The following is a 23,592-nucleotide window of genomic DNA, read 5'->3' as shown; positions in this document are numbered from 1 at the left end:
CCGTGCGACCCGGGCGGGCCTTCGGGGTATGACGAAGTGCAAGGGGCTGGCACGGGGCTTGCGCTCCTGCCTTTCGGCTACTCGACCCCTCACACCCAACCCGGAGGAATCCCGATGCTTCGCCGTTCCGCACTCGCGCTGGCCGTTGGTGCCAGCCTGTTCGCCCCCGCCGCCTTTGCTGCTGACACCATCAAGGTCGGTGTGCTGCATTCGCTGTCGGGCACCATGGCCATCTCGGAGACGGTGTTGAAGGACACCGTGCTGATGGCCATCGACGAGATCAACGCCAAGGGCGGCCTGCTGGGCAAGAAGCTGGAGCCGGTCGTCGTGGACCCGGCCTCCAACTGGCCGCTGTTCGCAGAGAAGGCCAAGCAGCTGATCTCGCAGGACAAGGTCGCCGTGGTGTTCGGCTGCTGGACGTCGGTGAGCCGCAAGTCGGTGCTGCCGGTGTTCGAGCAGACCAACTCGCTGCTGTTCTACCCGGTTCAGTACGAGGGCGAAGAGCTCAGCAAGAACGTGTTCTACACCGGTGCCGCGCCCAACCAGCAGGCCATCCCTGCCGTGGAGTACCTCATGAGCAAGGACGGCGGCGGCGCCAAGCGCTTCGTCCTGCTGGGTACCGACTACGTCTACCCACGCACGACCAACAAGATCCTGCGCGCCTTCCTGCACTCCAAAGGCATCCCCGACGCCGACATCATGGAGGACTACACCCCCTTCGGCCACGCGGACTACCAATCCATCATTGCCAAGATCAAGAAGTTCGCCGCCGAGGGCAAGAAGACGGCCGTCGTCTCGACCATCAATGGTGACTCCAACGTGCCTTTCTACAAGGAGCTGGGCAACCAGGGCCTGAAGGCCACGGACGTGCCGGTGGTGGCCTTCTCCGTGGGCGAGGAAGAGCTGCGCGGCGTGGACACCAAGCCGCTCCAGGGCCACCTGGCCGCGTGGAACTACTTCATGTCCATCAAGGCACCGGCCAACGACGCCTTCATCAAGAAGTGGAGCGCGTACGCCAAGGCCAAGAACATTGCCGGCCACAAGGACAAGCCGCTGACGAACGATCCGATGGAGGCCACCTACATCGGCATCAACATGTGGGCCCAGGCCGTCAAGAAGGCCGGCAGCACCGACACTGACAAGGTCATCGCCGCCATGGCCGGCCAGACCTTCACCGCGCCGTCGGGCATCACATCCAAGATGGACGAGAAGAACCACCATCTGCACAAGTCGGTCTTCATCGGTGAGGTGAAGGCCGATGGTCAGTTCAACGTGGTGTGGAAGACGCCCGGCCCGGTGAAGGCCCAGCCGTGGAGCCCCTACATCCCCGAGAACAAGGGCAAGAAGGACGAGCCGGTGAAGTGATCCCGGCGAGGCGCGAAAGCGCCTCCCGCCAGGGAGCGCCGCCCGTGGCCTGGCAAGGCCAGTGCCACGGCGGCCGCTGAATGAGCGCGCGTGCATTGCATGGCGCTGGATTGCGTTCGTCTGGATCGTCATGGTCAAACGACTTCTCTTTGGATTGCTGCTTTCGTTGAGCGGCTTGTCGGCCTGGGCGCTGTCGCCCGAGCTGGCGTCGCGCATCGCCGCGGGCGACGGTGACGACCGCGTCGCGGCGTTGCAGCAGGCGATGGCCGCGGGCGATGAATCCCTCGCACCGTTCCTGCGTGCGATGCAGGACGGTCGCGTGTGGCTCAAGGGTGGGCAGGCTCTCGTCATTGCCGAAGGCGCGGCCGCGCCGGCGGATGCCGAGGAGCCGATGCTGAACAACCGCATGCGCCGCGAGATCGAGGCGGCGCTGGCGGGGCTGGACCTGATGTCCAGGGACCGCGGCACGCGGGCCAGGGCGCTGGCGACGTTGCGCGACGATGCGGACGCGTCCAAGCTCGCGCTGTTTGAACGGGCGCTGGCGGCGGAAAGCGATGCCGGGCTGCGCGCGCAGCTGAATGCGCTGTTGGCCGGTGCCAAGCTGTCATCCCCCGACCCGATACAGCGCCGTGCCGCGGCAACCGAGTTGGCCGGCAGTGCCGACCCGGCGACGCGGGCGCTGTTGCTCGACAAGCTCGGTACCGAGGCCGACCCGGGTGTCAAGGCCGCCATGCAGCGGGCCGCGGCCGATATCGCCGACCGGCTCGCCTGGGGTGAGCGGGCCCAGTTGCTGTTCTCGGGGCTTAGCCTGGGCTCGGTGCTGCTGCTGGTGGCCCTGGGCCTGGCCATCACGTACGGCCTGATGGGTGTCATCAACATGGCCCATGGCGAGCTGTTGATGGTGGGTGCCTATGCGACCTACTGCGTGCAGCAGGGGTTTCGCGCCTGGGCGCCGGCGGCCTTTGACTACTACCTGTGGATCGCGCTGCCGGTCAGCTTTCTCGCGGCCGCGCTGGTCGGTGCGGCAATGGAGCGGACCGTCATCCGCTGGCTCTATGGCCGGCCGCTGGAAACGCTGCTCGCCACCTGGGGCCTGAGCCTCGTGCTGATGCAGGGCGTGCGCAGCCTCTTCGGCGCGCAGAACGTGGCGGTGGAGAACCCCGGTTGGCTGTCGGGCGGCTGGGCGCTGCTGCCCAACCTCACGCTGCCCTACAACCGCCTCGCCATCTTGGCTTTCGCCGGTTTGGTGCTGGGCGGCATGGCACTCCTGCTGGCCAAGACGCGCCTAGGCCTGATGGTGCGTGGCGTCACGCAGAACCGCCGCATGGCGGCCTGCGTGGGCGTCAACACGGCGCGAGTCGACACGATGGCCTTCGCGCTCGGCTCCGGCATCGCCGGCCTGGCCGGCTGTGCGCTGAGCCAGATCGGCAACGTCGGTCCCGATCTCGGCCAGAGCTACATCGTCGACGCCTTCATGGTCGTCGTGCTGGGTGGGGTCGGGCAGCTCGCGGGCACCGTCTACGCGGGACTGGGGCTGGGTGTGCTGGCCAAACTGCTGGAGGGCTGGCAGGGTGCCGTCCTCGCCAAGATTGCGCTGTTGATGCTGCTCGTCCTTGTCATTCAGAAGAAGCCGCAGGGCCTGTTCGCACTGAAGGGCAGGGCAGTCGAATGAAGAAGCCCCTCCTCATCGCCGTGGCCGTCGTGCTGCTTCTCGCGCCGTTCCTGCACCTCGCCTTCCCGCCCGGCCACCCGCTGCACCTCAGCGAGTTCTACGTCGGCCTGCTCGGGAAGTTCCTGTGTTTCGCCATCTGTGCGCTGGCGCTGGACCTGATCTGGGGCTTCGGCGGCATCCTGTCGCTGGGCCATGGCCTGTTCTTCGCGCTCGGCGGCTACGGCATGGGCATGTACCTGATGCGCCAGATCGGCCGCGACGGGCAGTACCAGTCGGACCTGCCGGACTTCATGGTCTTCCTGAACTGGAAGGAACTGCCCTGGCACTGGGCGCTCAGCGACTCGCTGGTCGGTCAGCTCATCCTGGCGCTGGCCGTGCCGGGCCTGCTGGCTGCCCTGTTCGGCTATTTCGCCTTCAGGTCGCGTATCCAGGGGGTCTATTTCTCCATCATCACGCAGGCCTTGACGGTGGCGGCCATGCTGCTGTTCTTCCGCAACGAGACGGGCTTCGGCGGCAACAATGGCTTCACGGACTTCAAGCGCATCGCCGGTCTGGCCATCACGTCACCGGGCATGAAGGTGGCGCTGTGCGTGGCCAGCGGCCTTGCGCTGATCGCTTGCTACCTGATCGCTCGCGCGCTGACGCAGAGTCGCTGGGGGCGCATCCTGCAAGCCATCCGCGACGCCGAGGGGCGCGTGCGATTCCTGGGTTACGACCCAGTCGCTTTCAAGCTCAGCGCCTACGTCATCTCCGCGCTGATGTGCGCGCTGGCGGGCATCCTCTACGTGCCGCAGGTGGGCATCATCAACCCGAGCGAGATGAGCCCTGCGGCCAGCATCGAAATGGCCATCTGGGCCGCGGTCGGTGGTCGTGGCACGCTGCTGGGCCCGGTGCTGGGCGCGTTCTTCGTCAATGGCACCAAGTCGGTCTTCACGGTCTGGTGGCCGGAGGGCTGGCTCTATGTGCTGGGCGCGCTGTTCATTGCCGTCACGCTGTTCCTGCCGACCGGCCTGGCCGGCCTTGCCAGGAGGTTCAAGAAATGACGCCGGAGCTTCTCGAAGCGGGGGCGGCAGCCCGCTCGCGGGCGCTGACCCGCGTCGTCAACGAGTCCGGCCCGGTGTTCAACCAGGGCGTGGCGCTGTATGTCGAAGACCTCAGGGTGGCCTTCGACGGCTTCCAGGCGCTGGGCGGCCTGTCGTTCACGGTGGGCGTGGGCGAGCTGCGCTGCGTCATCGGCCCCAACGGGGCGGGCAAGACGACGACGATGGACTGCATCACTGGCAAGACCAAGCCGGACAGCGGTCGCATCTTCTTCGGCAGCAACCTTGATCTGCGGACGATGAACGAGCAGCAGATCGCCCGCGCCGGCATCGGCCGCAAGTTCCAGAAGCCCACGGTCTTCGAGGCCCTGACGGTCAGCGAGAACCTGGAGCTGGCCCTGGCCGGCGACCGCCGCGCCCGCTTCGCGATGCGCGCCAGGTTGAGCGGTGAACAGCGCGACCGGCTCGGCGAGCTGCTGAAGACGGTTCATCTTGCTGAGGAACACGACCGTTTTGCAGGCCTGTTGAGCCACGGCCAGAAGCAGTGGCTGGAGATCGGCATGCTGCTGGCGCAAGACCCCAAGCTGCTGCTGCTGGACGAGCCCGTCGCCGGCATGACCGACGAGGAGACCGAGCGCACGGCCGAACTCTTCCTGAGCCTGGAAGGTCAGCACTCGCTCGTCGTCGTCGAGCACGACATGAGCTTTGTCGCGACACTGGCTGCCACCCATCGCACGGTGACCGTGCTGCACGAGGGCCAGACCTTGGCTGAAGGCACGATGGCCCAGGTTCAGTCGGATGAGAAGGTGATCGAGGTGTACCTTGGCCGATGACATCCTGAGGGTCGAAGACCTGCACCAGCATTACGGCGGCTCGCACATCTTGCGCGGGCTTTCCTTTGCGCTGAAGCCCGGCGAGATCACGGTCGTGCTGGGCCGCAACGGCGTCGGCAAGACCACGCTGTTGAAGAGTCTGATGGGTGTGGTGCCCACCACCTCCGGCACGATGACGCTTGCCGGCGAGGGCATCAACAGGCTGCGAACCCACCAGCGCGTGCGCGCCGGCCTGGGCTATGTGCCCCAGGGGCGCGAGATCTTCGGGCGCTTGTCGGTCATGGAGAACCTGCAGATGGGCCTGGCCAGCCAGCCGGCCGGCACGCCGTTGCCCAAGGAGCTGTTCGAGCTGTTCCCGGTGCTCGACAAGATGCGCAGCCGCCGTGGTGGGGACCTGTCGGGGGGGCAGCAGCAGCAGCTCGCCATTGCCCGGGCGCTCGCGCCCGGACCGAAGGTGCTGCTGCTGGACGAGCCCACCGAAGGCATCCAGCCCAACGTCATCCAGGACATCGGTCGTGTCATCAAGCACCTGGCTCACGACAAGGGCCTGTCGGTCGTCTTGGTCGAGCAGTTCTACGACTTCGCAGAAGCGCTGGCCGACCAGTACCTGCTGATGCAGCGGGGCGAGATCGTGATGCGTGGGCGCGGGGCGGACATGGCCGCAGACGGCGTGCGGGAGCGGTTGGCGATCTGAGATGCGCTTCTCAATACCGACGGGCGGCGCACGACCGTTTGCGGGCATGATGCACGCACGCCGGCGCGACGCTCGGCTCGCCGGCGCGTCAGGCCCATCCTCCTGCGCCTGATCGCGCATCGTCGCGTTGGGACAGGCCATCCCGTCAAGTCACGCGGCCTCGGTGCAGCAGCCGCAGCTGGCGCGTCAGCGGGGCCTGGCCCTGGCATCGAGGCCGTCCCGTTCAAACCCTGGTCCGAAAGGCAGTCGCCGTGTCTTCCTCGTCCCTTCGACAGCCGCAAGTCTGCGTGCTTGGCAGCGCCAAACCGGGCTCCGCCGCCTACGAGCTGGCCGGTGAGGCCGGCGCCGCGTTGGCGCGGCATGGCATCACGCTGGTCAGCGGTTGCGGCAGTCCTGCCACGCGCGTGGCGGCGGAGCGTGCCGTCGCGGCCGGTGGCACGGTGCTCAGCATCGTGCCGACCGGTGAGATGCCACCGCCCGACTGGCCTGCCACCGTCGTCGTGCCGTGCGGCATGGGCGACGCAAGAAATCTCCTCATGGCCCTGGCGGGGGATGCTTGCCTCGTCATCGGCGGTCGTGCGGGCACGATTTCCGAAGTCTGTCTTGCGTGGCTGCACAAGCGCCCGCTTCTGCCGTTGGTCGGCTGCGGTGGGTGGTCCGATTCGCTGCCTTCCAACCCACCCGACGAGCGCGAGAACTCGCCCATCCTGGCGTGGAGGAGCATTGACGAACTCGAGAGTCAGCTGCGCCAGCTGCAGCTCATTCGCTCCCCGTCCTCAAGTCGAGGCTCGAGTGATGGGGCGCAGATCGGCCCGGGCAAGAGGTAGAGGGCCGACGGGCGCATGAGGAGCGCCGGCGGCTCATTCGTGCTGTCCTGCCTCCAGCCACAGCACGGCAAACCAGCCGTTCGCGTCCGTCCACACCTTGCCCGGCTTGAAGCCTGCCCGCGCGGCCATCGCCTGGAAGCCCGACACCGTGTACTTGTGGGAGTGCTCGGTGTGCAGGGTCTCCCCCTCGTGGAAGGTGTAGACCTCGCCGCCCAGTGCCAGCTCCAGCGCTTGCCTGGCGCGCAGGTGCATTTCGATGCGCCGGTAAGCCGGGTTGTAGAAGGCGAGGTGCTCGAAGCCGTCCTGCGGGAACTGGGCGTCCAGCTCCTTGCGGGCCCGGTCCAGCACGTTCAGGTTGAAGGCGGCGGTGACCCCGGCGGCGTCGTTGTAGGCCGCATGCAGCGTGTCGTGATCCTTCTCCAGGTCGATGCCGATCAGCAGGCCGCCACCGGCCAGCTCGCCAGCCGCGAGCCGCAGGAACGCGTCGGCCTCGGCCGGCGTGAAGTTGCCGATGCTGGAGCCCGGAAAGAAGCCGACGCGGCGGCTGCCGTCGGGGCAGGGTGGCAAGGTGTGCGGACGGGTGAAGTCGGCCACCAAAGGCTGGATGGCCAGGCCGGGGTAGTCGCCCGCCAGACCGTCGCAGGCCGCCAGCAGATGCGGGCCCGAGATGTCCACCGGCACGAACTGCACGCTGTCGCGCGGAATGGCGTCCAGCAGCAGGCGCACCTTGCGCAGCGCACCGGCGCCGTACTCCACCAACTGCACCTGGGCCCCCATCTGCGCCGCCATGTCGGCGGCATGGGTCTGGAGCAGTGCGAGCTCGGTGCGTGTCGGGTAGTACTCGGGCAACTCGCAGATGCGTTCGAAGAGCTGCGATCCCGCCTCGTCGTAGAAATACTTGGGCGAAATGGCCTTGGGCGAGCGCGACAGGGCTGCATGGAGGTCGGCCGCGAACTGCTCGCTGTCGGCCGAAGCCCGGGGCTGGCGCCATTCGATTCCTGGTTTCATCGTGCAAGCCTCAATCCGCTGAACTGCCAGCGTGAGGCCGGCGGGAAGAAATTACGGTAGGTCGGCCGGGCATGGCCGGGCGGCGTTGCGAGGCTGCCGCCGCGCAGCACCTGCTGGCCGACCATGAACTTGCCGTTGTATTCGCCGACCGCGCCCGTCGCCGGCCGGAAGCCGGGGTAGGGCGCATAGCTGGAGCGTGTCCACTGCCAGGCCTGGTCGACGGCCTGGGCGAAGCCCGGCAATCCGCATGCCGCTTCCCACTCGAATTCGGTGGGCAGCCGCGCGCCGGCCCATTCGGCGAAGGCGCAGGCTTCGTAGAAGCTGAGCTGCATGACGGGTGCGCCCGGGTCCAGGGCCTGCACGCCATGCAGGCCGAAGACGCTGCCGTCCTCCAGCCAGTAGGCCGGCCGCTGCCAGCCCTGAGCCTGCACGGCGGCCCAGCCGTCGGACAGCCACAGCAGTGGCTCGCGATAGCCGCCGCTGGCGATGAAGTCGGTGAACTCGGCGCAGGTGACGAGGCGGTTGCTGATCTCGAACGGTGCCAGCAGCGTCTGATGCCGCGGCCCTTCGTTGTCGAACGCGAAACTGGCGCCATCGTGGCCGATGTCAACGATGCCGCCCGCGTGCCTGAGCCAGGACGGCTCGGGCGGGGCGGCCGGCCGGGGTGCCGCCGTGTCGTAGGCCGGCAGCAGCGGGTTGCACGAGAAGGCGTGCAGGATGTCGGTCAGCAGCAGCTCCTGGTGTTGCTGTTCGTGGTGGCAGCCCAGCTCGATCAGGGCGAGGGCCTCGGGGGGCGCATGGGGCAGCAGGTCGGACAAGGCCGCATCCACATGGGCGCGGTAGGCCCTGACCTCATCGAGCGAAGGCCGGCTCAGCAGGCCGCGCTGCGGGCGCGCATGGCGCGGCCCCAGGCTTTCGTAATAGGAATTGAACAGGCGGGGCCAGCGCGCATCGAAGATGGCATAGCCGTTCAGGTGCGGCTCGAGCACCAGCGTTTCGAAGAACCACGTCGTGTGGGCCAGATGCCATTTGGCGGGGCTGGCATCGGGCATGGACTGCAACTGGGCGTCCTCGCCGGACAGGGGCGCAGCCAGGGCCAACGTGTGGGCGCGGGTGGCGCGAAGCAACTCGTTCAGCATGGAGAGCGACCGTATCGCAAACTGCTGCCAACGGTATGTCAGTGAAGGGCAGTTGGCTGTAGGACGGTATCCCTAGGCTGAGCCGCCCGCGCGACTCCCCGAGCCCGAGTCAGCGCGGGCGCGCGATGGCCGTGACGGGCCAGGCCGCCAGCAGGCCCAGCACGATGCCGCAACCGTCGGCCAGCAGGTCGAGGGCGTCGCCGGTGCGCGGGGGCATCATGCTTTGCACGATCTCGATGGCGCCGCCGTAGGCGAGCAGGGCCACGGCGAGCCATCCCCATTGCCGAGGCCGGGGGCACCAGGCCCAGACGCCGGCGAATGCCAGCGATGCGAATGCGAGGGCGTGGTTGGACTTGTCCCAGCCGGTGCTGACGACCTGCGGCGGGGCGGGGACCAGGGCCAGCCAGGTGATGGCGACGAGGAGGACGGCAAGCAGCACGCGCCACAGGGGGCGCTGCCCAGGGGCAGTGGCGAAGCGGATCAGGCGGGACATGGCGGCCGCATTGTGGCCGGCGACCAACGGTTCCCGAGGTTCGAGGACGCAGGGGCCTGCGGATTGATGACGTCCTGGGGCAAAACCTGCTCGATACGGCCTGCTCCCGTGAGCGCAGGCCGGGGGTGTCGATACAGTTGCCGCAGGCACCAGCATCGGTGCCAGGGAGAGCAAGATGACGGGCAGTCAGGTCATGATGCAGATGGGGGGCGCCTTCCTGCTGGGTGCGCTGCTGGCGGCAGCCGCCACGTACGCGTGGCTGTCGCGCCGCGTGAAGTCCGAGCACCAGCGTGTGTTGCATGTCGAGCAGTCGCGGCAGCAGGTGCTGGAGCAGGTCGCGCAGGCGCGCCGCCAGATCGAGCAGTTGCAGCGCGAATCCCATGAACTGCGCCTCGCCATCCGGCCTGCGCCGCGCCAGGCGCCGGCGCCGGTGCAGGACGCGGCCGAAGCGGCCCGGCTGTACGCCGAATCGCTGTTGAAGCCCCCGTCGCCGACGGACAAGCCGCAGGCCTTCAAGGACACGGTGGTGCTGCGGCGCGGGCCGGACTGAGGTGTTGTCACTGCCGGGACAAACCGGCGGGAGTGGCGCTGCCTAGAATCGAACGGTCGTTCTATTTCTGGGCCGGCTGCAGGAGACGCGGCAAGGCCCGCCAACCGAGGTCGTGCCCATGACAGCCCATTACGAAGTCCGCGGCAGCGTTGCCGTGATCACCCTCGACAACCCGCCGGTCAATGGCCTGGGTTTTGCCACCCGCTCGGCCGTCGCTGCTGGGGTCGAACGTGCCGAGGCCGACCCGGCCATCACGTCGCTGGTCATCACCGGTGCCGGCAAGGCGTTCTCGGGCGGTGCCGACATCAAGGAATTCGGCTCGCCCAAGGCACTGGCCGAACCCAATCTGCTGAGCCTGATTGCCGTGGTGGAGAACTGCAGCAAGCCTGTCGTCGCGGCCATCCACTCCGTCTGCATGGGTGGAGGGCTGGAGCTGTCCCTGGGCTGCCACTACCGCGTGGCGCAGACGGGCACCAAGGTCGCACTGCCCGAAGTGAAGCTCGGCTTGCTGCCCGGTGCCGGCGGCACGCAGCGCCTGCCGCGGGCGCTGGGCGTGGAGCCTGCGCTGAACATGATCGTCAGTGGCGAGCCGGTGGAAGCGCAGATGCTGGCCATGGTTCCGGGCCAGAAGCTGTTCGACAAGATCGTCGACGCGGATGTGGTGGACGCGGCCGTCAAGTTCGCCGAGGAAGTCTCCGAAAAGCGCCCGCTACCCAAGGTGCGCGACCTGAAAGCCAGGCACCCGAACGCCGAAGCCTACTTCCAGTTCGCCCGCAATATGGTGGGCGGCATGAGCAAGAACTTCCCGGCGCCGCTGCGCTGCCTGGAGGCCGTGGCCGGCGCGGTCAAGCTGAAGTTCGACGACGGCATGCGCGCCGAGCGCGAAGGCTTCGCCGCGCTGATGCTGACGCCCGAGTCCAAGGCCCTGCGTCACCTGTTCTTCGCCGAGCGCGTTGCCAGCAAGATCGCCGACGTGCCCGAGGACACGCCGCTGCGCACCATCGCCAAGGTGGGCGTCATCGGTGCCGGCACGATGGGCGGCGGCATCTCGATGAACTTCCTAAACGCAGGCATCCCGGTCACCATCCTGGAGACCAAGCAGGAGGCCCTGGACCGTGGCGTGGCCACGATCAAGAAGAACTACGAAGCCCAGGTCAAGAAGGGCAAGCTCAAGGAAGACAAGTACGCCCAGCGCATGGCGCTGCTCAGCACCACGCTGAACTATGACGACCTGAAGGACTGCGACCTCATCATCGAGGCCGTGTTCGAGGAGATCGGCGTCAAGGAGGCCGTGTTCAAGCAACTGGACGCCGTGGCCAAGCCCGGCGCCATCTTGGCGTCCAACACCTCCACGCTGGACGTGGACAAGATCGCTTCCTTCACCCGGCGCCCGCAGGACGTGGTGGGCATGCACTTTTTCAGCCCGGCCAATGTGATGAAGCTGCTGGAAGTCGTGCGCGGCAAGGCCACCGCCAAGGACGTGCTTGCCACGGTCATGGCAATTGGCAAGAAGATCAAGAAGACGGCCGTCGTGTCCGGCGTCTGCGATGGCTTCATCGGCAACCGCATGATCGAGCAGTACAGCCGCCAGGCGGGCTTCCTGCTCGATGAAGGCTGCAGCCCGCAACAGGTCGACAAGGCCGTCGAGAAATTCGGCTTCGCGATGGGTCCCTTCCGCATGGGCGACCTGGCGGGCAACGACATCGGCTGGGCCATCCGCAAGCGCCGCGCCGTGGAACGCGCCAGCATGAAGTACTCGGCCAGCGCCGACCGCCTGTGCGAGTTGGGGCGCTTTGGCCAGAAGACAGGCGCCGGCTGGTACGACTATCTCCCGGGCAAGCGCGACGCCATCCCGTCGCCGGTTGTCGAGGAGATGCTGGCCAAGCACCGCGAGGCCATTGGCGCGAAGAAGCGCGACATCAGCGATGAGGAGATCGTGCACCGTCTGGTGTTCGCGCTCGTCAATGAGGCCGCACACCTGCTGGAGGAAGGCATTGCCCAGCGCGCGTCGGACGTGGACATGGTCTACCTGACCGGCTACGGCTTCCCCATCTTCCGCGGCGGCCCGATGTGCTACGCCGACACGCTGGGACTCTTCAACGTCGTGCAGGCGATGAAGCGCTTTGCGAAGAACCCGATGGACGACGGCGCGTTCTGGACGCCGGCGCCGCTGCTGGCGCGTCTGGTGGCTGAAGGCAAGTCCTTCACCTGATCGCCGCAGCCCCACGAACAAGGATCAAGACATGAGCAACGCACTGATCGTCTCCACCGCCCGCACCCCGCTGACCAAGAGCTGGAAGGGCGCGTTCAACATGACCCACGGCGCGACGCTGGGCGGCTGGGCCGTCCAGGCAGCCGTCGAGCGCGCCGGCATCGAAGCCGCTGCCATCGAAGATGTGCTGATGGGCTGCGCCAACCCCGAGGGCGCCACGGGCGCCAACATCGCCCGTCAGATCGCGCTGAAGGCGGGCCTGCCGGTCACGGTGAGCGGCGTCACCATCAACCGCTTCTGCTCCAGCGGCCTGCAGACCATCGCGATGGCGGCGCAGCGCATCATTGCGGGCGAAGGCGATGTCTACATCGCCGGCGGCGTGGAGAGCATCTCCTGCGTGCAGCAGGAGATGAACAAGCACATGCTGTCCGACCCGGCGCTGCTGAAGATCAAGCCCGAGATCTACTGGAACATGCTGCAGACTGCCGAGAACGTGGCCAAGCGCTACAACATCTCGCGCGATCGCATGGACCACTATGGTGCCGGCAGCCAGCAAAAGGCCTGCGCCGCCCAGGCCGCCGGCAAGTTCAACGACGAGATGGTCTCCGTCACCGCGACCATGGGCGTGGCCGACAAGGTCATGGGCCTGATGAGCAAGGAAGTGACCGTCAGCGCCGACGAAGGCCTGCGCGAAGGCACCACCTACGAAGGCATCAAGGACCTGCGTTCGGCCGTTCCCGGCGGGCTCGTGACGGCCGGCAATGCCAGCCAGTTCAGCGACGGCGCCGGCGCCTGCGCCCTGGTCAGCGAGCAATATGCCTCCACGCACAACCTCAAGCCGCTGGGCCGCTTCCTCGGCTTCGCCGTGGCCGGCTGCGAGCCCGACGAGATGGGCATCGGCCCCGTCTTCGCTGTGCCCAAGGTGCTGAAGAAGCTGGGCCTCACCGTCGCCGACATCGACCTGTGGGAGCTGAACGAAGCCTTCGCCGTGCAGGTCCTGTACTGCGCCGACACGTTGGGCATCCCGATGGACAAGCTCAACGTGAACGGCGGCGCCATCGCCGTCGGCCACCCCTATGGCGTGTCGGGCCAGCGCCTGACGGGCCATGCCCTCATCGAAGGCAAGCGCCGTGGTGCCAAGCGCGTCTGCGTGACGATGTGCATCGGCGGCGGCATGGGTGCGGCGGGCGTGTTCGAGGTGCTGTGACCCCCGAGGCGTTCGTCAGGCGCGGCGCGGAAATCCTCGCTGCGCAGCCGTTCAGCCGCCTGCTGGGCGTGGAGATCGGCGCGGTGGCGCCGGGCCGCGTGGAATTGCGTCTGGCGATGAACCCGCAGCTGCTGCAGCAGCACGGCTTCGCGCACGGCGGCGTGCTCAGCTATCTCGCCGACAACGCGCTGACGTTCGCGGGTGGTACCGCCATGTCGTCTGATGCGTTGACCAGCGAGTACAAGATCAACTATCTGCGCCCGGCCGTTGGCGAGTTGCTCATCGCCCGCGCCGAGGCCGTGAACGCGGGGCGCACGCAGGCCGTCTGCCGCTGCGACGTGTTCGCGGTCAAGGACGGCATCGAGAAGCTTTGTGCCGTCGCTCAGGGCACCATCGTCAAGCTGGTGCAGGACTGAACTGCCGCGCCGAGCGGCTTCCTTTCAACGTCGCCGACACCATGCGCGAAACCCTGAACTTCCTGCTGTTCGACTGGCTCAAGGCCGGTGAGCTGACCACGCGCGAGCGCTTTGCCGAGCACTCGACCGAGACCTTTGCCGCCGTGCTCGACACCTGCGAGCGCATCGCCCGCGAGAAGTTCGAGCCCTTCAACCGCCTGGCGGATACGCAGGAGCCCCACTTCGACGGCGAACGTGTGCAGCTGCCGCAGGCCACCCACGACGCGACCCTGGCCTACGCCGAGTCCGGCATGCTGGCCGCGGCGCAGGACTACGACGTGGGCGGCATGCAGTTGCCTTGCGTCATCGAGATGGCCGGCAACGCCTTCTTCAGCAAAGCCAGTGTCGCGATGGGGGGCTACGCGATGTTGACCTCGGGCAACGCCAGCTTGCTGATGGCCCACGGCACCGACACGCAGCGCGACGTCTTCGCTCGGTCAGAGTTCGCCGGCCGCTGGTTCGGCACCATGTGCCTGAGCGAGCCTCAGGCCGGCTCGTCGCTGTCCGACGTGGCGACGCGCGCCGAGCTGGACGACGGGAGCGATCCGCTGGGCCCGCGCTACCGCCTGACCGGCAACAAGATGTGGATCTCCGGCGGCGAGCACGAGATCACCGAGAACATCGTCCACCTCGTGCTGGCCAAGGTGCCGGGGCCGGATGGCAAGCTGGTTCCAGGCACCAGGGGCATCTCGCTGTTCATCGTGCCCAAGTGGCTGGTGAACGAGCAGGCTCAGCTGACCGGTGAGCGCAACGATGTCGCGCTGGCGGGTCTCAACCACAAGCTGGGTTACCGCGGCACGACCAACTGCCTGTTGAACTTCGGCGAAGGTCGCTGGACGCCACAGGGCCGCAAGGGGGCCGTCGGCTATCTCGTTGGCCAGGTCGGCGATGGCCTGCGCTGCATGTTCCACATGATGAACGAGGCCCGCATCGGCGTGGGCCTGGGCGCGGTGATGCTGGGCTACGCAGGCTACGAGGCCAGCCTCGACTACGCCAAGCAGCGCCCGCAGGGGCGGCCCATGACGGCAGCTGGCAAGGACTCGGCCAGTCCGCAGCGGCCGATCATCGAGCATGCCGACGTACGGCGCATGCTGCTCGCACAAAAGAGCTATGTGGAGGGCGGCCTTGCCCTCGAGCTGTATTGCGCCCGACTAGTCGATGAACTGCACACGGGTGGCGATGCCGCCGAGGCGCAGGCGGTGCTGGACGTGCTGATCCCCATCGCCAAGAGCTGGCCCAGCGAATGGTGCCTCGAGGCCAACTCGCTGGCCATCCAGGTGCTGGGCGGCTACGGTTACACGCGCGACTTTCCGGTGGAGCAGTACTGGCGCGACAACCGCCTGAACATGATCCATGAGGGCACGCACGGTATCCAGGCGCTGGACCTGCTCGGCCGCAAGGTGGTGCAGCAGGGCGGGGCGTCGCTGACGGCGACGGCAGCTCGCGTGCAGGCCACGATCGCCCGCGCGATGCAGACCGAGTGGGCACCGCAAGCCAACCAGCTGGCCGCCGCACTGGCGCAGGTGGGCGGTGCGACCAAGAAGGCTTGGAGTACGGGCCAGCCCGAGGACGCACTGGCCAATGCCACGCCGTATCTGCAGGCCTTCGGCCACACCGTGCTGGCCTGGCTGTGGCTGGACGTGGCGATGGCTGTCGAAGGCGAGGGCGACTTCGCTCAAGGCAAGCGCGTTGCGGCCCGCTACTTCTTCGCCTATGAACTGCCCAAGATCGGCGCCTGGCTGGACGTCGTCGCGCGTCGTGAGCCGCTGTGCCGCGACATCAAGACCGATTGGTTCTGAAAACAGGAAACATCCCATGACCCCCAAAGTCCAAGACCTCTTCGACCTCAGCGGCCAAGTGGCCCTCGTCACCGGCGGATCGCGCGGCCTGGGCCTGCAGATCGCCGAAGCCCTCGGCGATGCCGGCGCCAAGATCATGCTGACCTCGCGCAAGGCCGCCGACCTCGAAGAGGCGGCGGCCCACCTGCAGGCGCGCGGCATCGACGCGCGCTGGATCGCGGCCGACGCGGCCAAGGAAGATGAAGCCCAACGCGTCGTCACCGAGACGATGGAGCGCCTCGGCCAGATCGACATCCTCGTCAACAACGCCGGCGCCACCTGGGGCGCCCCGGCCGAGGAGCATCCCATTGCAGCCTGGGACAAGGTCATGGACCTCAACATCCGCAGCCTGTTCGTCTTTGCGCAGGCGGTGGCCAAGGCCAGCATGATCCCGCGCCGTTCGGGCCGCATCATCAACGTCGCGTCCATCGCCGGCCTGTCCGGCAACTCGGGCGCGATGAAGACCATTGCCTACAACACCAGCAAGGGCGCGGCCGTGAACTTCACGCGCGCGCTGGCCGGCGAGTGGGGCCAGTACGGCATCACCGTCAACGCGCTGGCGCCTGGCTTCTTCCCGAGCAAGATGACGCAAGGCCTTCTGGCCGCGGTGGGAGCCGAAAAGATGGCCTCCCACGCGCCGCTGAACCGACTGGGCGACGATGACGACCTGAAGGGCGCGGCGCTGCTGTTTGCCTCCCGGGCCGGCAAGCACATCACCGGACAGATCCTGGCGGTGGATGGCGGCGTCAGTGCCGTGCATGGCAACTGAGGCGACACTGGCGCGATGGAGTTCCCGGTCCACATCCCCTTCGTTGAGCAACTCGGTTTCACGCTGCATTCAGTCGGCGACGGGGAGGCGGAGCTCAGGCTGACGATCGCCGAGCAGCACCTGAACTCCTGGCGCGTGGCGCATGGCGGCGTCGTCATGACGCTGCTGGACGTGGCCATGGCCCACGCAGCACGCAGCGTGAACCGGCGCACCCTCGAAACCGGGACCGACCTCGGGCCGGGCGTCGTCACCGTGGAGATGAAGACCAGCTTCATGCGCCCCGGCGAGGGCGAACTGCGCGCGGTGGGCCGGCTGCTGCACCGCTCCACGACGATGGCCTTCTGCGAGGGCTCGGTCTTTGGCGCAGATGACAAGCTCTGCGCCCACGCCACCGGCACTTTCAAGTACTTGCGCGCGCTGCCGGCCGGCCGCCAGCTGAAACCACTGGGCGGCGAGGGCGACTGAGCGGGTGAAGCCCCGCATCGCTCTCGGGATTGAGCGATATTTCTGAAACGCCGTTCCATTGGCGGGCACAATAGCGGCCGCGCCAGCATCCCACTGCAGGGATGCGAGGTTGGCCAGGTCGCTGATTCGGACCACGCCGTCTTGCCCGATCCCGGGACGGTGCCTGGCATGACGGCCCGCGTGCAGGTCTTTCCGGCCTGTGGCGCAGCGGCCCAAGCATCGCCCCATTCCGCTTCAGTTTTCGAAAGCCACCCGCCATGAAGATCGCCCTCATCATCGAGAACAGCCAGGCCGCCAAGTCCGAGATCGTGCACAACGCGCTCAAGACCGTGGCCGAGCCGCTGGGCCACAGCGTCCATCACTACGGCATGTACACGCCCGAGGACAAGGCCTCGCTGACCTATGTGATGAACGGCCTGCTGGCCGGCATCCTGCTGAACTCCAAGGCCGCCGACTTCGTCATCACCGGCTGCGGCACGGGCATGGGCTCCATGCTGGCCTGCAACAGCATGCCCGGCGTGTTCTGCGGCCTGGTCATCGACCCGACCGACGCTTTCCTGTTCGGCCAGATCAACGACGGCAACGCCATGTCCATGCCGTACGCCAAGGGCTTCGGCTGGGCCGCCGAGCTGAACCTGCAGGACTGCTACCGCAAGCTGCTGGAGAACGAGCGCGGCGCAGGCTATCCCAAGGAGCGCGCCGCCATCATGGCCAAGAACCGCGGCATCCTGAAGGACCTGAAGGCTGCCTCGTGCAAGGACATGCTGACGGTGCTGAAGAGCGTCGATCAGGACCTGCTGAAGGCCACCGTGTCCGGCGAGAAGTTCCAGGAGCTGTTCTTCACGAACTGCCAGGACGACGCCATCGCTTCGCACATCAAGAGCGTCCTGGCCTGACGTGACCCTCGCGACAGTCTCGCGGCCTGCGAGACTGTCGTGATGTCTGTTCCACCGCCTCACCTCACGCTGCACACGCTGACGCGCGGCGACGGTCTGCTGGGTCTGCGCCCGCGTGGCGCGTTGGGCCCGCGTGGCGAGCAGGTGACGGTGGCCATGCTGGCGCGGCGGGATGCCGATGCCGAGCAGCTGCTGCTGAAGCTGGGCCTCATCGCCCTGGACCCCGCGCTACTGCAATGGCGGGGCGCCGCGCCGTCGTTGGGCGGGGCTTCCCTCTGGACCCTGGTCCAGGAGGAATTCTTCGGCGACTTCCTGGCCGAAAAGGTGCCCGAACTGCAGGCCCAGGGCTGGCAGATCACGACAGAGCCGGGCTTTGCCCACCACAGCCAGTTCGTCAACGGCTGGCAGCTCGGTCTCACGGAAGAACCACAAGATGATGCACCCAAGCCGAGTCGCCGCGTCGAAGGCCTGGGTCTGGAGCGTCGCACCGGCGCCTGGCTGGTCAGCCTCGGCATGCAGGTGGACGGCCAGCGGGTCGACCTGGCGCCGCTGATCGCCAACCTGCTGCGCCGCGACAAGCGCTGGCTGGATGCCGTCGCCATCGGCGCCATCGAGGATGACGCCATCGTCTCGCTGCGCGCGCCCGGCGGCCGGCGCTATCACGCCGAGGCCGCCCCGCTCAAGGCCATCATGCTGGCCCTGCTGGATTTGCTGAAGCCGATGGAGCTGGAGAAGGGCAAGCCGCTCAAGCTGGGCGAGTGGGACGCTGACCGGATCCGCTGCATCGAAGAAGAGTCCCGCGGCCGTTGGCAGATCCACGGCGACGAGGGCTTGAAGGCCCTGGGGCGGCGCCTGCTGGAAGCCGGCACCCCCTGCGCGCTGCCGCAGCCGCCGGGCCTCGGCCTGGCGCTGCGCCCCTACCAGCTGCACGGCCTGTCCTGGCTGCAGTACCTGCGCGAGCACAACCTCGCCGGCATCCTGGCGGACGACATGGGCCTGGGCAAGACGGCGCAGGCACTGGCGCATGTATGGACCGAGAAGCAGGCCGGCCGGCTGGACCGGCCGGCCCTGGTCATCGTGCCGACCTCGCTGCTCTTCAACTGGCAGCAGGAAGCCGCCCGCATCGCGCCGGGCTTGAAGCTGCAGACCTGGCACGGTGCCGACCGCGCCGCCGTTGCACTCGCCGACGCCGACGTCGTGCTGAGCACCTACAACCTCGTCTGGCGCGACGTTCGCGCGCTGTCGGCCCAACCCTGGCATCTGCTCATCCTTGACGAGGCCCAGGCGGTGAAGAACGCGCAAGCCCGCGCGGCCCGTGCGCTGCGGCGGCTGCAGGCGCGTCATCGCCTCGCACTGACCGGCACGCCGCTGGAGAACCATCTCGGCGAACTGTGGTCGCTGTTCGACCTGCTGATGCCCGGCTTCCTGGGTGACTCGCGCAGCTTCGCGCGCCACTGGCGAAAGCCCATCGAAATCAACCGCGACGGCCCACGCGCGCGGCTGCTGGCCGCGCGCGTGCGGCCCTTCATCCTGCGTCGCATGAAGACGGAGGTCGCCACCGAGCTGCCGCCGCTGACCGAGCTGGTCAAGCGCGTCACGCTGGTGGGTCAGCAGAAGCAGCTCTACGAGAGCGTGCGCGTCGCAGCCGACCACATGGTGCGCCGCATCCTGGCCCGTGACGGGTTCACGCCTACCAGCCTCATCAGCGTGCTGGACGCCATGCTCAAGCTGCGCCAGGTCTGCTGCGACCCACGCTTGGTGAAGGGGGTTGAGATGGCGCCGCATACCGAGCGCGCCAAGCTGGCATGGCTGCGCGAGCACCTCCCCGACTTCGTGGCCCAGGGGCGGCGACTGCTGGTGTTCTCGCAGTTCACGGAGATGCTGGACCTGATCTCGGTGGAACTCAATGCGCTGTCGCTGCCACACCTGCGCCTGACGGGGCAGACCCCGGCCGGCCAGCGTGGCGAGATCGTGCGCCGCTTCCAGTCCCGCGAGGAGCCGATCCTGCTCGCCAGCCTCAAGGCCGGCGGCGTGGGCCTGAACCTGACCGCCGCCGATACCGTCATCCATGTGGACCCGTGGTGGAACCCTGCCGTGCAGGACCAGGCCAGCGCGCGAGCCCATCGCATCGGGCAGGACCAGCCGGTCTTCGTCTACCAGCTTGTGGCCCAGGGCAGCATCGAGGAACGCATGCTGGAGCTGCAATCGCGCAAGAAGGCGCTGGCCGACGGTCTGCTCGGCCGCGATGACGGCGGCGCCTTGAGCAAGTTCGGTGCGCACGAGCTGAACCTGCTGCTCGCGCCGCTGGAGGAGGGCGACCCGCCCGGCGATCTTTAGAATCCGCCCCCTTTTGCCTGCATGCTTGCCCCGGTCGCCATGGACATCGTCGTCAACGAAGAACTCAAGGCCTACATCGATCCCTTGACCCCGGAGGAGCACGAGGCGCTGGAGCGCAGCCTGCTGGCGGAGGGGTGCCGCGACGCGCTGGTTCTGTGGGGTGACGTGCTGGTGGACGGGCACAACCGATACGGCATCTGCCGCAAGCACGGCCTGCCCTTCAAGACGGTCCAAAACCCACGCTTCAAGTCCATGGAGGATGTGCACCTGTGGATGATTGACCAGCACTTGGGCCGCCGCAGCATCTCGGACTTCCAGCGCGGGGTGCTTGCGCTGCGCAAGCGCGAGATCGTGGCTGAGCGGCGTGCGCGCAGCGCCGCGGCGCCTGAGCCCGATCCAACGCCCGCCGAACCCATGGTGCCGCAGGACGGCGTCGCGACGGCGGCTCCAGTCGCCGCCGACAACGCGCTGGAGACACGCGAGGCGCTGGCCCGGGCCGCCAGGTTGAGCAGCAGCCAGGTGGTGCAGATCGAGAAGATCCAGAAGCGTGGCGCACCCGAACTGGTGGCTGCCGTGAAGGCGGGGGCGATCTCCCTCAATGCGGCCGCGGCCGTCGCCACGCTGCCCGCCGAGGAGCAGGCTGCAGCCGCGGCTGCGGGGGCCGAAGAGCTGAAGCAGGCGGCCAAGCGTGTGCGCGAGTCCAAGCGCAAACCGCCCGTGGCCGACGATGCGGCAGACGTGGTGCAACAGACCGGCACGGCGCTCGCGGAGCCCACTCTGGAGTTCTTGCGCCAGCGCGTCGCGGTGCTGGAGGCCGAGAACTCGGCGCTGCGCCAGGAACTGGCGGCCCTCCGCTCCCAAGGGTAGTCGCCAGGCTCGCAGTCGTATCCGATGGCGGCGCCCTACGACGCGCCGTCGTCTGACAACGGGGGCGGTCGTTTTGCTTTAGGGTCAGTTCATGGGATGGCTGCGCCGTTCCAAGGAGTGAACATGCAAGCGCTTCGAGTGGATCCCGTGCCTCCCGGATGGCAGGAAGGCTGGCTGGTGTTGCGGGTGAAGGAGAAGCTGCCCGGCGACTTCGTGAGCATTCATGCGCGCGCCGAGCAGGCGCTGGAGGACGCGCATCTGCGTGGTCCGGGCCATCAGGTGTTTCATGGCCGCCACCGGGAAGCAACCGGCGAAATCGTGGTCGATTGAGCGGGCCGCAGGCCTTTCGTTCTGCCTTGCGACCCGCTCAGTACTTGGCAATCAGGCGGCGTGCAGCGTCGCCTTGGCAGGGTGCTGCTGCGCCGGGGCGATGCCGATGTCCTCTCCATGAGCCGTCTTCTGCAATCGCTCGGGCCGGCGCAGCAGGAAGAAGCCGCGCGTCACCGTCGCCAGCCTCGCTGGCCAGCCCTTGTGCAGTCGCACTGACATGGCCTCAAGCGTGATCTGGACGGCTCACGTTCCAAGCTTGCTCAGACATGGCTACCACCTCTCCATCCAGGACGTCAGCTGCAGTGTGGCTTTGGCGACGTGCTGGTGAACGGTCGCAACGCTGATTCCGTGGCGTTGGGCGATTTCGCCATAGGTCAGCCCGTCGATCCGATGGCTCAAGAAGATCGTGCGCGTCTTCTCGGTCAAGCGGCTGAGGCCGACGCTCAGCCGGGCCAGCCGCTCCCTGCCCAGCACGGTCTCCTCGACCGAAGGGGCCGTGTCGATGAGCACCACGTCCTCGATCAAGACTTCCTCGCCATGGGCCACGCGTGAGCGGTGCGCGTCGACGGACAGGTTCATCGCCACGCGCATCATGAACGCCTCGGGCTTGTCGACAGCGCCCCCCTCGTCTTCGTAGCGCACGAGGCGAACCCAGGCCTCCTGGACGAGGTCATCCGCATCTTGCGTACTGCGCCCGCGCCGTCGCAGCGCGCCCTGCACCTGCGAGAAGATGTCCTGCCAGTTCTTGAACAGGCGCGCGTCCATGGCGTCTCACGCGGCCCGTGACAGGGAGAGGGTGCCAGCCGCAGCAGCGGCTTGCCTGCCGAAGGGGGCGGGACGTCTCCTGTTCCACCATTCCTCGAAGAGGTCGCGCTGCACGCGCTGCAGGCTCAGCGACATCAGGTCGATGGCATCCTCTGCGTGGGCAAGCCGACCGCGGCGCTTGACGAGGGAGGCAAGGTGCTCACTGGCGGCCTGGGTGGCTTTGCTGGTCCACCGGACGGCGCGTCGCGAGCTGCGGCCCAACGCGTCGCACGTCTCGAGGGCGGCCAGCGTGGGTCGACAGGCCACCGGTCGAAAGCCCGCCAAGCTGTTCGCCAACGCTTCGTCCGCCGAGATGGACCGAACGCGGACGAGGCCGCGGTTGAGCAGGTCTGCGGCAATGCGCCGTGGCGTGTCGTTGCCGTCGTCGTGCCAGGCGCCGCAGAATTCGAACGCGCCCTCGGCGTGGAACCCGAGTGCCCAGCGCCATGTCTGCATGGCGGGCGCTTGATCCCCTGGCAATGCAAGGAGCTGCGTTCCGAAGTGCACCACCGAGTAGCGAATGCACAGCGGGCGTGTCAGCCAAAGGCCGGCGTCCCAGAAGCGATGAGGCATAGATCACTCCAAGAGCTGAAACTGCCGAGCTGAACTATACGGCATATATGCCGTGGCCACCTAATCGAGCGCTTGGGAAGCTTTACAGGTGACCCCAATCGAATCCAATGCCAACGCTCCGAGGGCGCGTCTCGCAGCCCGTGCGGACTCTTTTGATCCTGTAGTTGCGAGCGCGTGCGGAGCAGTCCTCAGGTCTTGGCGACTTGATCGGGGTGTGGCCCAGGATGCCTTCGCGCTGGCTGCTGGAATTGATCGCTCCTATTACGGCAAGCTGGAACGAGGAGAAAGACAGCCGTCGCTCTCAGTGCTTCTGAAATGTGCTGGTGCGCTGAGTGTTCCTGCCGCCACGCTGGTAGGGGCGATCGAATCGAGTCTCAGGCAGAGCCGGCAGGGGACGGAATAACCCACACCACTGGCGGTTCAGGCGGTAGTCGTCCGCTAGATGCTGTAGTGCGAGCGGGTGTATTGGCCGGGAATATGGGCGCTACTGCATGAACCCGCCTTCAAGCCTCATTTGGCCAGAGACGGGCTTTGCGGACGCGTTTGCATGCAAGCGCGTCGCCCTTCTTGAGTGCTGGACGTCGAGGTCAGGCACAGGGGCGAGCAGCGTTGATGGCGTGGCCTCTCATATCCCCAGCAGCGCCTTCGCGCGCGCGAGGTGTTCCAAGCGGTCGTCGAGCCCGTTGTAGCCGCCGTTGATCCGCTTCGTGACCGCGCGGGCGTCGTCGGCCTCGGCCAATGGGCCGATCTTGCGCGACTGCCAGAACCAGCAGGCAACGTCGACGCAGGCGAACGCGTCCAGCGCCAGCCGGGTGGGATCGCTCACGTAGTCGACGCCTGTGAACTTGCTGTAGTCGCGGTAGTTGTTGCGGCCGGTCAGCTGGATCAGGCCTCGGCCCTTGAAGCGGGGGCCGTCGCCCGGTTCGCTGTTGCCCAGGTCGGTGCGGCCGTTGTAGGCACTGCCGTCGGCCAGCTCCTCGGCATACAGAAGCGAGCCCGACTCGTGTGCGAGCTGGGCGATGAAATGGGCGATCTGCAGGGGGCTGTCGATGCCGTAGCGTGTCATGCCCTTGACCATCGGCTCGTAGTACAGGTCGATGCGCTTTGGCATCGCGCGTGGCATCACGATGCCTAGCTTCTCCTTCGTCGGGCCGGGCGGCAGGCCGGCCAGCAGCCGCGCCATCGTGGCGTCGCCGGGCGTCACCAGCCCGTCGGACT

25 protein-coding genes are annotated in these 23,592 nt (G+C 67.4%); 18 read left to right on the top strand and 7 right to left on the bottom strand.

The genetic code is table 11. The annotated features are described in order from the left end of the window. Window positions 1-114 precede the first annotated feature (114 nt). The 6 genes from urtA to VGF12_RS23625 all read left to right on the top strand — a co-directional run bounded on the left by urtA (window position 115) and on the right by VGF12_RS23625 (window position 6,431). The gene (gene urtA / locus VGF12_RS23650) at window positions 115-1,365 is read left to right on the top strand and encodes an urea ABC transporter substrate-binding protein (protein WP_331178497.1); all 1,251 of its coding nucleotides are present in this window, start codon (window positions 115-117) and stop codon (window positions 1,363-1,365) included. Between the two features lie 130 nt (window positions 1,366-1,495). Next, a complete protein-coding gene (urtB, locus tag VGF12_RS23645) occupies window positions 1,496-3,037 on the top strand; it encodes an urea ABC transporter permease subunit UrtB (RefSeq protein ID WP_331178496.1) in 1,542 nt (513 codons plus the stop codon). Beyond that, window positions 3,034-4,080 carry an urea ABC transporter permease subunit UrtC gene (gene urtC, locus VGF12_RS23640; protein ID WP_331178495.1) on the top strand — a complete coding sequence of 349 codons (1,047 nt, stop codon included), beginning with the start codon at window positions 3,034-3,036 and terminating at the stop codon, window positions 4,078-4,080. Before urtB ends, urtC begins: the two co-directional genes overlap by 4 nt. After that, window positions 4,077-4,910 carry an urea ABC transporter ATP-binding protein UrtD gene (urtD, locus tag VGF12_RS23635; RefSeq protein WP_331178494.1) on the top strand — a complete coding sequence of 278 codons (834 nt, stop codon included), beginning with the start codon at window positions 4,077-4,079 and terminating at the stop codon, window positions 4,908-4,910. Before urtC ends, urtD begins: the two co-directional genes overlap by 4 nt. A gap of 1 nt (window position 4,911) precedes the next feature. Beyond that, complete coding sequence (gene urtE / locus VGF12_RS23630) at window positions 4,912-5,604, top strand: urea ABC transporter ATP-binding subunit UrtE (protein WP_331178517.1); 693 nt, start codon at window positions 4,912-4,914, stop codon at window positions 5,602-5,604. A 251-nt stretch (window positions 5,605-5,855) separates the two neighbouring features. After that, window positions 5,856-6,431: a Rossmann fold nucleotide-binding protein gene (locus VGF12_RS23625; protein ID WP_331178493.1), complete on the top strand. Its 576-nt coding sequence runs from the start codon at window positions 5,856-5,858 to the stop codon at window positions 6,429-6,431. 33 nt (window positions 6,432-6,464) lie between these two features. On the opposite strand, the gene egtD is transcribed toward VGF12_RS23625, so the two are convergent. The 3 genes from egtD to VGF12_RS23610 all read right to left on the bottom strand — a co-directional run bounded on the left by egtD (window position 6,465) and on the right by VGF12_RS23610 (window position 9,071). Next, the gene (egtD, locus tag VGF12_RS23620) at window positions 6,465-7,439 is read right to left on the bottom strand and encodes an L-histidine N(alpha)-methyltransferase (protein WP_331178492.1); all 975 of its coding nucleotides are present in this window, start codon (window positions 7,437-7,439) and stop codon (window positions 6,465-6,467) included. Next, a complete protein-coding gene (egtB, locus tag VGF12_RS23615) occupies window positions 7,436-8,578 on the bottom strand; it encodes an ergothioneine biosynthesis protein EgtB (protein ID WP_331178491.1) in 1,143 nt (380 codons plus the stop codon). Before egtB ends, egtD begins: the two co-directional genes overlap by 4 nt. Window positions 8,579-8,687: 109 nt before the next feature. Beyond that, on the bottom strand, window positions 8,688-9,071 hold the full coding sequence (locus VGF12_RS23610; protein WP_331178490.1) for a VanZ family protein: 384 nt from the start codon (window positions 9,069-9,071) through the stop codon (window positions 8,688-8,690). Window positions 9,072-9,246: 175 nt separating this feature from the next. Between VGF12_RS23610 and VGF12_RS23605 the strand changes: the two genes are divergently transcribed. From VGF12_RS23605 to VGF12_RS23555, 11 genes are all read left to right on the top strand, one after another. Next, a complete protein-coding gene (locus VGF12_RS23605; RefSeq protein ID WP_331178489.1) occupies window positions 9,247-9,621 on the top strand; it encodes a hypothetical protein in 375 nt (124 codons plus the stop codon). Between the two features lie 118 nt (window positions 9,622-9,739). Beyond that, the gene (locus tag VGF12_RS23600; protein WP_331178488.1) at window positions 9,740-11,833 is read left to right on the top strand and encodes a 3-hydroxyacyl-CoA dehydrogenase NAD-binding domain-containing protein; all 2,094 of its coding nucleotides are present in this window, start codon (window positions 9,740-9,742) and stop codon (window positions 11,831-11,833) included. 31 nt (window positions 11,834-11,864) lie between these two features. Beyond that, entirely contained in the window at window positions 11,865-13,040 is a 1,176-nt protein-coding gene (locus VGF12_RS23595; RefSeq protein ID WP_331178487.1) for an acetyl-CoA C-acyltransferase, read from the top strand. Further along, a complete protein-coding gene (locus VGF12_RS23590) occupies window positions 13,037-13,456 on the top strand; it encodes a PaaI family thioesterase (RefSeq protein ID WP_331178486.1) in 420 nt (139 codons plus the stop codon). The genes VGF12_RS23595 and VGF12_RS23590 overlap by 4 nt, the downstream gene beginning before the upstream one ends. A gap of 41 nt (window positions 13,457-13,497) precedes the next feature. Further along, window positions 13,498-15,294: an acyl-CoA dehydrogenase gene (locus VGF12_RS23585; RefSeq protein ID WP_331178485.1), complete on the top strand. Its 1,797-nt coding sequence runs from the start codon at window positions 13,498-13,500 to the stop codon at window positions 15,292-15,294. 16 nt (window positions 15,295-15,310) lie between these two features. After that, on the top strand, window positions 15,311-16,102 hold the full coding sequence (locus VGF12_RS23580) for an SDR family oxidoreductase (protein WP_331178484.1): 792 nt from the start codon (window positions 15,311-15,313) through the stop codon (window positions 16,100-16,102). A 15-nt stretch (window positions 16,103-16,117) separates the two neighbouring features. Next, on the top strand, window positions 16,118-16,567 hold the full coding sequence (locus VGF12_RS23575; protein WP_331178483.1) for a PaaI family thioesterase: 450 nt from the start codon (window positions 16,118-16,120) through the stop codon (window positions 16,565-16,567). Between the two features lie 257 nt (window positions 16,568-16,824). Next, window positions 16,825-17,463 (top strand): RpiB/LacA/LacB family sugar-phosphate isomerase, encoded by a 639-nt coding sequence (locus tag VGF12_RS23570; protein ID WP_331178482.1) that lies wholly within the window; start codon window positions 16,825-16,827, stop codon window positions 17,461-17,463. A 42-nt stretch (window positions 17,464-17,505) separates the two neighbouring features. Then, window positions 17,506-19,800 carry a DEAD/DEAH box helicase gene (locus VGF12_RS23565; RefSeq protein ID WP_331178481.1) on the top strand — a complete coding sequence of 765 codons (2,295 nt, stop codon included), beginning with the start codon at window positions 17,506-17,508 and terminating at the stop codon, window positions 19,798-19,800. A gap of 39 nt (window positions 19,801-19,839) precedes the next feature. Further along, window positions 19,840-20,667 (top strand): plasmid replication/partition related protein, encoded by an 828-nt coding sequence (locus tag VGF12_RS23560; RefSeq protein WP_331178516.1) that lies wholly within the window; start codon window positions 19,840-19,842, stop codon window positions 20,665-20,667. A gap of 123 nt (window positions 20,668-20,790) precedes the next feature. Beyond that, the gene (locus tag VGF12_RS23555; RefSeq protein WP_331178480.1) at window positions 20,791-20,997 is read left to right on the top strand and encodes a hypothetical protein; all 207 of its coding nucleotides are present in this window, start codon (window positions 20,791-20,793) and stop codon (window positions 20,995-20,997) included. 51 nt (window positions 20,998-21,048) lie between these two features. On the opposite strand, the gene VGF12_RS23550 is transcribed toward VGF12_RS23555, so the two are convergent. Genes VGF12_RS23550 through VGF12_RS23540 form a run of 3 tightly spaced genes read right to left on the bottom strand, consistent with a single transcriptional unit; the run spans window position 21,049 to window position 22,374 of the window. After that, entirely contained in the window at window positions 21,049-21,216 is a 168-nt protein-coding gene (locus VGF12_RS23550; RefSeq protein ID WP_331178479.1) for a hypothetical protein, read from the bottom strand. Window positions 21,217-21,267: 51 nt separating this feature from the next. Further along, window positions 21,268-21,762, bottom strand: coding sequence for an RNA polymerase sigma factor (locus VGF12_RS23545; protein ID WP_331178478.1), 495 nt, complete (start codon window positions 21,760-21,762; stop codon window positions 21,268-21,270). Window positions 21,763-21,768: 6 nt separating this feature from the next. After that, window positions 21,769-22,374: a hypothetical protein gene (locus VGF12_RS23540; RefSeq protein ID WP_331178477.1), complete on the bottom strand. Its 606-nt coding sequence runs from the start codon at window positions 22,372-22,374 to the stop codon at window positions 21,769-21,771. Between the two features lie 88 nt (window positions 22,375-22,462). Here VGF12_RS23540 and VGF12_RS26245 point away from each other — a divergent pair, with 88 nt between their 5' ends. Then, on the top strand, window positions 22,463-22,777 hold the full coding sequence (locus VGF12_RS26245) for a helix-turn-helix domain-containing protein (RefSeq protein ID WP_414710191.1): 315 nt from the start codon (window positions 22,463-22,465) through the stop codon (window positions 22,775-22,777). Window positions 22,778-22,999: 222 nt separating this feature from the next. Here VGF12_RS26245 and VGF12_RS23535 read toward each other — a convergent pair. Then, window positions 23,000-23,592: glycoside hydrolase family 19 protein (locus VGF12_RS23535; protein WP_331178476.1), on the bottom strand; the 593-nt coding region annotated here is incomplete at its 5' end.

Origin of the sequence: Roseateles sp., from assembly GCF_036404855.1 — a bacterium.
Classification (GTDB): domain Bacteria; phylum Pseudomonadota; class Gammaproteobacteria; order Burkholderiales; family Burkholderiaceae_C; genus Pelomonas.
Note: the sequence above shows the minus strand (reverse complement) of the source record. Positions and strands in the feature narration are given on the sequence as shown.

Coding starts and splice junctions, on each gene's coding strand:
- urtA (WP_331178497.1), top strand. CDS start 115: ATGCTTCGCCGTTCCGCACTCGCGCTGGCCGTTGGTGCCAGCCTGTTC.
- urtB (WP_331178496.1), top strand. CDS start 1,496: ATGGTCAAACGACTTCTCTTTGGATTGCTGCTTTCGTTGAGCGGCTTG.
- urtC (WP_331178495.1), top strand. CDS start 3,034: ATGAAGAAGCCCCTCCTCATCGCCGTGGCCGTCGTGCTGCTTCTCGCG.
- urtD (WP_331178494.1), top strand. CDS start 4,077: ATGACGCCGGAGCTTCTCGAAGCGGGGGCGGCAGCCCGCTCGCGGGCG.
- egtD (WP_331178492.1), bottom strand. CDS start 7,439: ATGAAACCAGGAATCGAATGGCGCCAGCCCCGGGCTTCGGCCGACAGC.
- egtB (WP_331178491.1), bottom strand. CDS start 8,578: ATGCTGAACGAGTTGCTTCGCGCCACCCGCGCCCACACGTTGGCCCTG.
- VGF12_RS23610 (WP_331178490.1), bottom strand. CDS start 9,071: ATGTCCCGCCTGATCCGCTTCGCCACTGCCCCTGGGCAGCGCCCCCTG.
- VGF12_RS23605 (WP_331178489.1), top strand. CDS start 9,247: ATGACGGGCAGTCAGGTCATGATGCAGATGGGGGGCGCCTTCCTGCTG.
- VGF12_RS23600 (WP_331178488.1), top strand. CDS start 9,740: ATGACAGCCCATTACGAAGTCCGCGGCAGCGTTGCCGTGATCACCCTC.
- VGF12_RS23595 (WP_331178487.1), top strand. CDS start 11,865: ATGAGCAACGCACTGATCGTCTCCACCGCCCGCACCCCGCTGACCAAG.
- VGF12_RS23585 (WP_331178485.1), top strand. CDS start 13,498: ATGCGCGAAACCCTGAACTTCCTGCTGTTCGACTGGCTCAAGGCCGGT.
- VGF12_RS23580 (WP_331178484.1), top strand. CDS start 15,311: ATGACCCCCAAAGTCCAAGACCTCTTCGACCTCAGCGGCCAAGTGGCC.
- VGF12_RS23575 (WP_331178483.1), top strand. CDS start 16,118: ATGGAGTTCCCGGTCCACATCCCCTTCGTTGAGCAACTCGGTTTCACG.
- VGF12_RS23570 (WP_331178482.1), top strand. CDS start 16,825: ATGAAGATCGCCCTCATCATCGAGAACAGCCAGGCCGCCAAGTCCGAG.
- VGF12_RS23565 (WP_331178481.1), top strand. CDS start 17,506: ATGTCTGTTCCACCGCCTCACCTCACGCTGCACACGCTGACGCGCGGC.
- VGF12_RS23560 (WP_331178516.1), top strand. CDS start 19,840: ATGGACATCGTCGTCAACGAAGAACTCAAGGCCTACATCGATCCCTTG.
- VGF12_RS23555 (WP_331178480.1), top strand. CDS start 20,791: ATGCAAGCGCTTCGAGTGGATCCCGTGCCTCCCGGATGGCAGGAAGGC.
- VGF12_RS23550 (WP_331178479.1), bottom strand. CDS start 21,216: ATGTCAGTGCGACTGCACAAGGGCTGGCCAGCGAGGCTGGCGACGGTG.
- VGF12_RS23545 (WP_331178478.1), bottom strand. CDS start 21,762: ATGGACGCGCGCCTGTTCAAGAACTGGCAGGACATCTTCTCGCAGGTG.
- VGF12_RS23540 (WP_331178477.1), bottom strand. CDS start 22,374: ATGCCTCATCGCTTCTGGGACGCCGGCCTTTGGCTGACACGCCCGCTG.